This is a genomic window from Pseudomonas sp. V98_8 (assembly GCF_029967975.1).
Taxonomy (GTDB): domain Bacteria; phylum Pseudomonadota; class Gammaproteobacteria; order Pseudomonadales; family Pseudomonadaceae; genus Aquipseudomonas; species Aquipseudomonas umsongensis.
This window is the reverse complement of record NZ_JASCAE010000110.1, coordinates 1-9,585: the sequence shown is the minus strand read 5'-3', so window position 1 is coordinate 9,585 and position 9,585 is coordinate 1. Positions and strand designations below refer to the sequence as shown.

Below are 9,585 nucleotides of genomic sequence, written 5' to 3'. Positions count from 1 at the left end.
CGGCGATGGCGATCTCAATGACGCCATCGCCGGCAAACCTGGCTCCTACAGGAGCGTGTATTGAATCAGCCCGGTGGCCAGTGCATCTGACGCTGTCCAAGTACGTGCATATGAATGTGGTAGACAGTCTGCCCACCTTCTTCATTGCAGTTCATGACAACGCGGAAACCTTTTTCGCAACCCAGTTCCAGGGCCAGGCGCTGGGCGGTGAACAGGATATGTCCAGCCAGGGCCTTGTCGTCCTCGGTCAGGTCGTTCAGGGTACGTACCGGCTTCTTCGGGACCACCAGGAAGTGCACCGGTGCCTGCGGGGCGATATCGTGGAAGGCCAGTACCTGGTCGTCCTCGTAAATGATCTTCGCCGGGATTTCCCGGTTGATGATCTTGGTGAACAGAGTATCCACAGCTGTTTTCTCCGTTGTTTGGGCTGGCCCGAGTGTACCCATGCCGGTTGTACCCGCCCAGTGTTTTACCTTCAGCGCGGGCAGTGAGCCTTGATGACCATGCCGGTGATCGTCCTGATCAGCCAGCGCGAGCCGAACCGGGGCAGGGTGGCGAACCAGCGGTTGCGTCGCCCCGGAATAATGATTGCGCGATTTTTCTCCAGGGCTCGCACGGTATAGAGCGCGACTTCCTCCGGACTCATCAGCATTTTACTGTTGGACAGTTTGTCGTCGTTCAGTTGCGCGTTGCGGAAAAACGCCGTGCGAGTCGGGCCGGGGCAGAGCACCGAGACCTTGACCGCGCATTTTTTCAGCTCGACGCGCAGGGCTTCGGAAAAGTGCAGTACATAGGCCTTGCTCGCGTAGTAAGTGCTCATCCACGGCCCGGGCTGGAACGCCGCGACCGAAGCGACGTTCAGAATTTGACCGCCACCCTGTAACGCCATGCTGTTACCGATGGCATGGCACAGGCGAGTGAGTGCCAGGATGTTCACTTCAATCAAATCCTGTTCGGTCATCCAGTCTTGAGCCAGGAACGGGCCGCAAGTGCCAATGCCGGCGCAGTTGACCAGCAGGTCGATTTGCCGGTCACCTTCCTCCAGTTCCAGCAGGAAGCCCGACAGGCGCAGTGGCTCGCCCAGATCGCAGGCACGGAATAACACTTCCACGCCAAAACGTTGGGTCAGTTCAATCGCAATGCTTTCCAGCTGATCACGCTGTCGAGCCACCAGAATCAGGCTGCGGCCGCGCCGGGCCAGCGCTTCAGCCATCGCCAGGCCGATGCCGCTGGAAGCGCCGGTGATCAGAGCGTAACGGGTCATGCCATTCTCCATCGCAACAGCTCCGCGCCGCGACGCAGGTGTCACGGGCGGGGAGCGCTGTTCATTCTTTCGCAGAGTCTACAGGGGGCGGGGCTTCTTCGGCTGCCTCGGCTGGCGAATTTGCTTGCGGTTCGACTTCGACATCGATTTCCTCAGTGGTCATCGAGCCGCTTTGGTAGCTGCTTTCGAGGGTGTCTTCATACTCTTGCTGGATTGCCGAGATTCCACCCACCATTGCACCGACGGTAAATAAACCGATAAACACAATCCACAATGCACACAAAACCTTGACCGCCGTGCTGTTGGGCGGGGGAGGCGGGCCATAGCGGTTGGCGCCGACGTTGCCTGGCATGACCATGATCACCAGCGGGAAGAAACTGCCTACGAACGGAACCAGGTTCAGGAGCCAGAGCCAGCCCGACCAGCCTATATCGTGTAAACGCTGAATGGTGAACAGAACACTGATCACCACGAACGCCAAGAACAGGAAGAAGGCGAAGATGCCGCCGATGATCAGTCCGGTGGTGGAGTTGCCACTGACCAGACCCAGGCCGATGAGCGCAAACACGCCGACAACGGGAAGGGTCACCAGGCTCAGCACCATCGTCCACGCCAGAAAACGCAGGCGCCCGATGCGACCTTCGACGCTGAAGGGTTTGAGTACGGCAAACTCCGGCAGTCTTTCTCCCAGGCTGGCCTGTGGTGGCGAATACGGGGACTGCGGCACAGGATCGTGAACATCGGCCAGGTCTGGCTCGATCGCAGGTTGCGCCTCGATCCGGGCATCGACACCCGTGTTCCTCAAGGCTTGAAGATAGGCCTGGGCATCAGCTTGTGACAGGTCAGTCTTTAATGCTATCGGTCGACCATTGAACAGGCGCTCGATGGCGCTGACGTCGCTCTTGAACAGCGCAGCGAGATTGAGTTTAGCCGTGTTGATATCAACCCCCGGCAACAAAGTGCCGTCAAACACGATCTTGTAATGGTTTTCGCTCATTGCCCAGGCGTCCTTGTCGCAAGTCATCGATACGAATGGCCAGCCGCTGCTTGAGTGGTTGCTCAGCGCGGCCAGTGTTGGCGCAGTTGCTCTGCTTGCTCCTGTGCCTTGCGGTATTCGGCGTCGAGACGTGCGATCAGTTGTTCGACGCTTGGCAAGTCGTCGATTTCACCGACGCCCTGGCCCGCGGACCACACAGTTTTCCAGGCTTTGGCTTCATCGCTGATGGGTTTGAGTTTGGAGCCGAAATTGACTTCTCCCTTGTTTTGCAGCGCTGCCATGTCGAATCCGGCGGCCTCCAGGCTTTGGCGCATGAAGCTTGCCGGTACCCCCGACACTGCTGGAGTATGGATGATATCTGCGGCTCTGGACGTCAGCAGCATCTCTTTATAGGCGTCAGGCGCGTGACTCTCAGTGGTGCCGATAAATCGTGTACCGAAGTAGGCCAGGTCCGCACCGAGCAATTGTGCTGCGAGAATTTCGTGGCCGTGGTTCAGGCACCCGGCCAGCAGTAGCGTCTTGTCGAAAAACTGGCGGATCTCGGCGACCAGCGAGAACGGGCTCCAGGTGCCAGCGTGTCCGCCGGCACCCGCCGCGACGGCAATCAGCCCGTCCACACCCGCCTCGGCGGCTTTCTCGGCATGGCGACGGGTCGTCACATCATGGAAAACCAGGCCGCCATAGCTGTGGACCGCATCGACTACTTCCTTAACGGCGCCCAGGCTGGTGATCACGATCGGCACTTCGTGTTCGATGCAGATATCCAGGTCCGCCTGCAAGCGCGGATTGCTGTTGTGCACGATCAGGTTCACCGCGTAGGGCGCAGGGTTTTCCAGAGTCGCCAGCTGCGCCTCGATTTCCTCCAGCCAGGCCTTGAAACCACTGCTCTCGCGTTGATTCAGCGCCGGAAAACTGCCCACTACGCCGTTGCGACAGCAGGCAAGCACCAGTTGCGGGTTGGAAATCAGGAACATCGGCGCGGCCACTACGGGCAAACGCAAGCGTTGTTCAAGCAGAGCGGGCAGCGACATTTGAAGTACCCCGGTGAGTGGTATCTATTGGATTTAGAACGGCCGAACGACGACCAGAATCACGATCGCCAGCAATATCAGAACCGGCACTTCGTTGAACCAGCGATAAAAGACATGACTGCGGGTATTTTCGCCACGGGCAAAGCGCTTTACCTGCGCGCCGCACATATGGTGGTAGCCGATCAGCAACACGACCAGGGTCAGTTTGGCGTGTATCCAGCCGCCCTGGCTGAAGATGCCTGGATTGAGGTAGATGAGCCAGCCACCGAAGATCAGCGTGGCGATCATTGCCGGTCCCATGATGCCCCGGTACAACTTGCGCTCCATGATGCTGAAGCGCTCCTTGCTGACGGTGTCTTCGCTTTGGGCGTGGTAGACGAAAAGGCGCGGCAGGTAGAACAGGCCGGCAAACCAGCACACGACGCTGATGATGTGGAAAGCTTTGAGCCACAGATAAAGCATTTTTGGTTATTCCCAGGTTCACGGTAACCGGATAGTAGAGGCTTGAGGCTCCGCACGTCACCTTGCCGGTTGTCGCAGGACGATACGGGCCCTATTATCGACGGCTTTCCAGTGGGTTCGTTGAGGGCAGGTTTATGGTCAAGGTCGGTATCGTCGGCGGCACGGGTTACACCGGTGTCGAACTGTTGCGTCTGTTGGCGCAACATCCGCAAGCTGAAGTGGTGGTGATCACTTCCCGATCCGAGGCCGGCCTGGCCGTGGCCGACATGTACCCGAACCTGCGAGGCCACTACGACGGCCTGGCGTTCAGTGTTCCGGACATCAAGACCCTGGGCGCTTGCGACGTAGTGTTCTTTGCCACTCCCCACGGTGTCGCGCATGCCCTGGCGGGTGAACTGCTGGCGGCCGGCACCAAGGTCATCGATCTGTCTGCGGACTTCCGTCTGCAAGACGCTGATGAGTGGGCGAAATGGTACGGCCAGCCCCACGGTGCTCCTGAACTGTTGGATGAAGCGGTCTACGGCCTGCCGGAAGTCAATCGCGAGCAGATCAAGAAGGCGCGCCTGATCGCGGTGCCGGGTTGCTACCCGACCGCTACGCAGTTGGGTTTCCTGCCATTGCTCGAAGCGGGCTTGGCCGATGCTTCGCGCCTGATCGCCGACTGCAAGTCCGGCGTCAGCGGTGCGGGTCGTGGTGCTGCTGTGGGTTCGCTGTACTCCGAGACGTCGGAAAGCATGAAGGCTTACGCCGTCAAAGGGCATCGCCACCTGCCGGAAATTCGCCAAGGTTTGCGTCGTGCGGCGGGCAAGGACGTTGGCCTGACCTTCGTGCCGCATCTGACCCCGATGATCCGTGGCATCCACTCCACGCTCTACGCGACCGTCGTGGATCGCTCGGTGGACCTGCAGGCGCTGTTTGAAAAACGTTATGCGAACGAGCCGTTCGTCGATGTCATGCCTGCCGGCAGCCATCCGGAAACCCGCAGCGTACGCGGCGCCAATGTGTGCCGTATTGCCGTGCACCGCCCTCAGGACGGCGATCTGGTGGTCGTGCTGTCGGTGATCGATAACCTGGTCAAAGGCGCGTCGGGTCAGGCCGTGCAGAACATGAACATCCTGTTCGGGCTGGACGAACGTCTGGGCTTGTCCCACGCGGGCATGTTGCCGTAAGGCTATATCGCACACAGCAAAAGGCCCGTTGAACGGGCCTTTTTGCATTTCAGGCCGAGCGAATGGGTTGCTTGATATACCATAACAATAGTTGACCGCTTTTCTAGGAGAAGCGGATAATGCGCGTCATCACGCAATATGACGGCTTAACGCCGGGAGATAGTCAGCATGAGCGTCGAATCCTTCACCCCCACGGCTTTGCAATTCACCCACGGTGCCGCGCACAAGGTGAAGAGCCTGGTCGATGAAGAGGGGAATGATCGCTTGAAGCTGCGCGTATTCGTTACGGGCGGCGGTTGTTCAGGTTTTCAGTACGGCTTCACTTTCGATGAAGAAGTGGCCGATGACGACACCATCGTTGAGCGCGAAGGTGTGAGTCTGGTTGTCGATCCTATGAGCTTCCAGTACCTGGCAGGAGCCGAGGTGGATTATCAGGAAGGTCTGGAAGGCTCGCGTTTCGTCATCAAGAACCCGAACGCTACCACCACCTGTGGCTGTGGCTCTTCGTTCTCGATCTGATCAGCGCGCCTGAATCATCAAAACGCCGCACGGCCTCAGGGCCCTGCGGCGTTTTGCTGTCCGGCATTTAACTATGCGGGATAGATGGCGCCAAGTACGCGCAGCCCACGGGCGCCGGTGACGCTCGGGCGATTGGCCGCGATACCTTCCAGGCAGCAGTGAGCCAGCCAGGCGAAAGCCATGGCTTCGACCCAGTCAGGGTCTACGCCGTGAGTGGCGGTGCTGCTGACGGTCGCATCTGGTAGCAGGCTCGCCAGGCGCTTCATGAGTGCAGCATTGTGTGCGCCACCACCGCAGACCAGCAGCTCCTGCGTATTGGCTTGGGCGCTGCGCAGCGATTCGACGATGGTCAATGCCGTCAGCTCCAGCAGCGTTGCCTGGACGTCCTCGGCTGCGAAGGCTGGCAGCGCTGCCAGATGCCGGGTCAGCCATGGCAGGTTGAAGACTTCGCGGCCGGTACTCTTCGGGCCCTTTGTTACAAAGAAGGGGTCGCTGAGCAATGCCTTCAACAGTACCGGTTCGACTTTGCCGCTGGCAGCCCATTGGCCATCACGGTCAAAGTTGTCTCCGCGCCGCTGCTGAATCCAGGCGTCCAGCAACACGTTGCCCGGGCCGCAGTCGAAACCTGCGACAGGCTTGCCGGGTTCAATCAGGCTGAGGTTGCTGAAACCACCCACGTTGAGCACGGCGCGGTTGCCAGGCTGTTCTTCAAAAAGTGCTTCGTGAAAGGCTGGTACCAGCGGTGCGCCTTGCCCGCCAGCGGCGACGTCGCGGCTGCGGAAATCACTGACCACCGTGATGCCGGTCAGCTCGGTCAGCAGGGCCGGATTACCGATTTGCACCGTGAAGCCGCGTGCGGGTTCATGGCGAATGGTCTGGCCGTGACTGCCAATCGCGCGAATGTCGTCAGGCTTGAGGTGCTGTTGGGCAAGGAGGGCGTTAACACCCTGCGCTGCCAGTTTCACCCAGTTCTGTTGGGCAATGGCGGAGCGGGCGATCTCGTCCGGACCGCTGGCGCACAAGCCAAGCAGCTCGGCGCGCAGTGAGTCGGGCATCGGGATGTAGTGGGTGGCAATCAGTCTGATCGCCGGGGCTTGTTCGATCAGCGCTATGTCCAGGCCATCAAGGCTGGTCCCGGACATTACACCTATATAGAGCGCCATGGCCTAGCGTTTGGCCGAAGCCAGTTGGGTGGCTCTTTCCTGGTCCATGCGGGCCATCAGTGGCTGGCTTTGCGCCAGGAAACGTGCGCGTTCAGCTTTGGAAATCGGGTCGGCCATCGCTACTTTCTGGCCCAGCGGATCGACGTGTACGCCATTGACCTGGAATTCGTAATGCAAATGCGGGCCGGTGGAAAGGCCGGTAGTACCGATGTAGCCGATGACCTGGCCTTGCTTGACTGTTCCTCCGGTCTTGACGCCTTTGGCGAAGCCTTGCATGTGGCCGTACAGCGTGCGGTAGGTATTGCCGTGCTGCAGAATGACCGTGTTGCCGTAACCGCCGCGGCGACCTGCCAGCAGCACTTTACCATCGCCAGCCGCCTTGATTGGCGTACCACGCGGTGCTGCGTAGTCCACACCTTTGTGGGCGCGGATCTTGTTCAGGATCGGGTGTTTGCGGCCCATGGAGAATTTCGAGCTGATGCGGGCGAAATCCACCGGGGTGCGGATGAATGCCTTGCGCATACTGTTGCCATCAGCCGTGTAATAGCTGCTGTTGCCTTGCTTGTCGGTGTAGCGCACGGCGGTGTAGGTCTTGCCGCGGTTGGTGAAGCGTGCGGACAGGATCGGACCGTTGCCGACCGCTTTGCCGTTGACCACTTTCTGTTCATAGATCACGTCGAATTGGTCGCCCTGGCGAATATCCTGGGCAAAGTCGACGTCATAGCCAAACACGCTGGCCATGTCCATGGTCAGGCTATGCGACAGGCCGGCACGCGCAGCTGACTGTGACAGCGAGCTATTGATCACGCCATGCACGTAGGCGGAACGCACGGTGGGCTTGGCGGTCGTGCGGTTGAAGCTGTAACCCTTGTCGTTCTTGGTCAGGGTGATGGTTTCGAGGTCGCTGACTTTGCTATGCAGGCTGGTCAACTGGCCGTCCGGACCCAGTTCGAATTCGAGTTTCTGCCCATGCTTGAGCTGGCTGAACTGCTTGGCCTGTTTGTCGCTGGCCAACAAGTCATGCACTGAAGTGGCTGGAAGGCCGACTTTTGCGAACAGCGTAGAGAGCGTATCGCCTTTGCTGACGATCACTTCCCTGTGACTTGGCGCCTTCTTTTCTTCTGCAACCGGCACAGGTGCTGCAGCAGGCAGAGGCGCTGCCTGAGCCGTTTCCTGAGGCTCCTGAGGGCTGTCCTCGATCTGTGCAAAAGGAGACTCGACCGGCTCATTTGTGGCTTGGACGGCGTGTGCAGCGTCTTGTTCTTGTGTCAGTTGTTCAGCAGGGCTTTCCAGTTCAAGGCTCAGGGTTGTCTTTTTGGCTTCTACATCACTGGAAGGAAATACCAGAAGCGCCAGGCTCAGCAGGGCGGCAATGCCACTGGCTGCGAGCAGATGGGTTTTCGGGTAAAGCGGTGGCGCTTTAGACGATTCTTTGGTCATAAGTAGTGTTTTGACTTTGAAAAAGATGAATTGGAAAAGATGAATGACATGATGAAGATGAAATAACTGTATAAAATATAACCAAATCATCCCTGAAGCAAGTCCGTGGACGCTCTGTCAGCGGATTGGCGTCATTGTGCCGGCCGAACTTTGTATTTGACGCGCGATCTTGTATGGTTGGTCCCCTTTGAATTCGAGCCTTGCGGGTCTGTTATGAAGTCGGTTGAAGAGCAGCTAGCGCTGATTAAACGTGGTGCGGAAGAACTGTTGGTCGAGTCCGAGCTGATCGAAAAGCTCAAGCGTGGCCAACCGCTACGTATCAAGGCCGGCTTCGATCCGACCGCCCCGGATTTGCACCTGGGCCACACCGTGCTTATCAATAAGCTGCGCCAGTTCCAGGAATTGGGTCACCAGGTGATCTTCCTGATTGGCGACTTCACCGGGATGATTGGCGATCCGAGCGGCAAGAGTGCAACACGTCCTCCGCTGACTCGTGAGCAGGTTCTCGAAAATGCCGAGACCTACAAGACCCAGGTGTTCAAGATTCTCGATCCAGCCAGGACTGAAGTGGCGTTCAACTCCACCTGGATGGATCAGATGGGCCCCGCCGACTTCATCCGCCTGACTTCGCAGTACACTGTGGCTCGCATGCTCGAGCGCGATGACTTCGACAAGCGCTACACGACCAATCAGCCGATCGCCATCCATGAGTTCCTTTATCCGCTGGTCCAGGGTTACGACTCGGTCGCCTTGCGCGCGGATGTCGAGCTCGGCGGCACCGATCAGAAGTTCAACCTCTTGATGGGGCGTGAGTTGCAGCGTGGTTACGGCCAGGAAGCCCAGTGCATTCTGACCATGCCCCTGCTTGAAGGTCTGGATGGCGTGAAGAAGATGTCCAAGTCCCTGGGCAACTACGTCGGTATCCAGGAAGCGCCGGGAGTGATGTACAGCAAGCTGGTCTCCATTCCGGATGCGTTGATGTGGCGTTATTTCGAGCTGCTCAGCTTCCGTTCCATGGATGAGATCAATGCCTTCCGTTCCGATGTCGAGGCGGGCGCCAATCCGCGTGATATCAAGATCAAGCTGGCTGAAGAGATCGTTGCCCGCTTCCATGGTGAAGAGGCTGCGGCCAATGCTCATCGTGCGGCAGGTAACCGCATGAAGGATGGCGAGCTGCCGGACGATCTGCCTGAGATCGAATTGACTGCAGCCGAAGATATGCCGATCGCCGCCGTCCTTAATAAGGCGGGCCTGGTGAAGAACTCGGCTGTGGCGCGTGATCTGCTCGGTTCTGGTGGTGTGCGTATCGATGGCGAGGTTGTCGATCGCTCCTTTATATACGTACTGGGAGCTACCCACGTTTGCCAGGCCGGCAAGAAGGCTTTTGCGCGTATTACGCTCAAATCTGAATAAACCTGTAACAAAGGGTTGACGGCGGATCTCAGGGGCCTATAATTCGCCCCACTTCCGGCGCAGTCGAAACGAAAAACTCCTTGGTAAACAATGAGTTACGAAGTTTTCGGCAGCAGGTTGCTTCAGT

10 protein-coding genes are annotated in these 9,585 nt (G+C 58.5%); 3 read left to right on the top strand and 7 right to left on the bottom strand.

Going from position 1 to position 9,585, the window contains the following annotated elements:
* Positions 1 to 65: 65 nt before the first annotated feature.
* The 5 genes from QLG10_RS29410 to hemJ all read right to left on the bottom strand — a co-directional run bounded on the left by QLG10_RS29410 (position 66) and on the right by hemJ (position 3,754).
* On the bottom strand, positions 66 to 404 hold the full coding sequence (locus tag QLG10_RS29410; RefSeq protein ID WP_007986008.1) for a histidine triad nucleotide-binding protein: 339 nt from the start codon (positions 402 to 404) through the stop codon (positions 66 to 68).
* Positions 405 to 475: 71 nt separating this feature from the next.
* A complete protein-coding gene (locus QLG10_RS29405) occupies positions 476 to 1,264 on the bottom strand; it encodes an SDR family oxidoreductase (protein ID WP_110754852.1) in 789 nt (262 codons plus the stop codon).
* Positions 1,265 to 1,325: 61 nt separating this feature from the next.
* A complete protein-coding gene (locus QLG10_RS29400) occupies positions 1,326 to 2,261 on the bottom strand; it encodes a DUF805 domain-containing protein (protein ID WP_188265132.1) in 936 nt (311 codons plus the stop codon).
* Positions 2,262 to 2,323: 62 nt separating this feature from the next.
* Positions 2,324 to 3,292 carry a nitronate monooxygenase family protein gene (locus tag QLG10_RS29395; RefSeq protein ID WP_110754854.1) on the bottom strand — a complete coding sequence of 323 codons (969 nt, stop codon included), beginning with the start codon at positions 3,290 to 3,292 and terminating at the stop codon, positions 2,324 to 2,326.
* A gap of 33 nt (positions 3,293 to 3,325) precedes the next feature.
* Positions 3,326 to 3,754 (bottom strand): protoporphyrinogen oxidase HemJ, encoded by a 429-nt coding sequence (gene hemJ / locus QLG10_RS29390; protein WP_033038776.1) that lies wholly within the window; start codon positions 3,752 to 3,754, stop codon positions 3,326 to 3,328.
* A gap of 134 nt (positions 3,755 to 3,888) precedes the next feature.
* Between hemJ and argC the strand changes: the two genes are divergently transcribed.
* Both argC and erpA read left to right on the top strand, forming a co-directional pair.
* Positions 3,889 to 4,923, top strand: coding sequence for an N-acetyl-gamma-glutamyl-phosphate reductase (gene argC / locus QLG10_RS29385; protein ID WP_020798783.1), 1,035 nt, complete (start codon positions 3,889 to 3,891; stop codon positions 4,921 to 4,923).
* Between the two features lie 168 nt (positions 4,924 to 5,091).
* Positions 5,092 to 5,442 carry an iron-sulfur cluster insertion protein ErpA gene (gene erpA, locus QLG10_RS29380; protein WP_007906865.1) on the top strand — a complete coding sequence of 117 codons (351 nt, stop codon included), beginning with the start codon at positions 5,092 to 5,094 and terminating at the stop codon, positions 5,440 to 5,442.
* Between the two features lie 71 nt (positions 5,443 to 5,513).
* Here the strand turns inward: erpA and QLG10_RS29375 are convergent, their stop codons facing one another.
* Complete coding sequence (locus tag QLG10_RS29375; RefSeq protein WP_110754856.1) at positions 5,514 to 6,605, bottom strand: anhydro-N-acetylmuramic acid kinase; 1,092 nt, start codon at positions 6,603 to 6,605, stop codon at positions 5,514 to 5,516.
* A 3-nt stretch (positions 6,606 to 6,608) separates the two neighbouring features.
* Positions 6,609 to 8,045, bottom strand: coding sequence for a peptidoglycan DD-metalloendopeptidase family protein (locus QLG10_RS29370; RefSeq protein ID WP_110754857.1), 1,437 nt, complete (start codon positions 8,043 to 8,045; stop codon positions 6,609 to 6,611).
* 213 nt (positions 8,046 to 8,258) lie between these two features.
* Between QLG10_RS29370 and tyrS the strand changes: the two genes are divergently transcribed.
* Complete coding sequence (gene tyrS, locus QLG10_RS29365) at positions 8,259 to 9,458, top strand: tyrosine--tRNA ligase (protein WP_033038766.1); 1,200 nt, start codon at positions 8,259 to 8,261, stop codon at positions 9,456 to 9,458.
* Positions 9,459 to 9,585: the final 127 nt, after the last annotated feature.